This window comes from Halomonas marinisediminis (genome assembly GCF_004347715.1).
Taxonomy (GTDB): domain Bacteria; phylum Pseudomonadota; class Gammaproteobacteria; order Pseudomonadales; family Halomonadaceae; genus Halomonas; species Halomonas icarae.
Genome location: NZ_SLTR01000642.1, coordinates 1 through 242, shown reverse-complemented (window position 1 = coordinate 242; position 242 = coordinate 1). Strand labels below are relative to the sequence as shown.

1 protein-coding gene is annotated in these 242 nt (G+C 69.8%); it reads right to left on the bottom strand.

Going from position 1 to position 242, the window contains the following annotated elements; translation table 11 throughout:
• Nucleotides 1-188, bottom strand: a 188-nt coding sequence (locus E0702_RS18090) for a hypothetical protein (protein ID WP_439952347.1), incomplete at its 3' end; no start/stop codon positions are given.
• Between the last annotated feature and the right edge of the window lie 54 nt (nt 189-242).

Genomic DNA, 242 nt, shown 5'->3' with positions numbered 1-242 from the left:
GAGGGCACCACCCGACCGTCGGCGCGCGAAACCTCTTCGATCGTCACCCAACCGGCCCAGACCAGCCCGACCCCCGCCAGCGCGATGATCAGCAAGAGGATCGCGGTCAGCCCGCGCCGGGGCCGGGCCATGCGTGACGCTTCCGCGCCGATGGCGAACTCCTCCAGCTGCCAATCTCGCGCGTTCATGACGTCCCGCCCTTGAGCGTGGCGAGGATATCCGCCTTCGGCCCGTCCATCTGC